The following is a 323-nucleotide window of genomic DNA, read 5'->3' on the forward strand; positions in this document are numbered from 1 at the left end:
AATCTGGTCGCTGACTTGATAAGGGCTGTGATGTGGACGCCTGGACAGCTCTTTAAGCCCGTCCACACCGAGCATGGCATAGCGTGCCAACCACTTGTCCAGCGTGGGCCGACTGACACCGTAGTGCCGAGCCAGCTCACTTTTGGAGTAGGCGCCGGTCAACCAGTCGCCGATGAGTTTGACTCTCTGATTCATTGGGGACTCTCGATTCCAGGGCATGGTCAGATACCTCCTGACCGTATTTCACACCTGTAAAGGATGTCTCCGGTTTAAAACGTAAAGGATGTCCCCGGTTTCTACCCGAGCAAGCCCGCTCCCACAGG

At 55.7% G+C, this 323-nt stretch carries 1 protein-coding gene; it reads right to left on the reverse strand.

Going from position 1 to position 323, the window contains the following annotated elements; genetic code table 11:
- The coding region (locus tag BK665_RS33030) for a helix-turn-helix domain-containing protein (RefSeq protein ID WP_148053270.1) at window positions 1-219 on the reverse strand (219 nt) is incomplete at its 3' end.
- Window positions 220-323 lie beyond the last annotated feature (104 nt).

It is taken from the genome of Pseudomonas frederiksbergensis (assembly GCF_003732665.1).
In the GTDB taxonomy this organism is placed as follows: Bacteria; Pseudomonadota; Gammaproteobacteria; order Pseudomonadales; family Pseudomonadaceae; genus Aquipseudomonas; species Aquipseudomonas frederiksbergensis_G.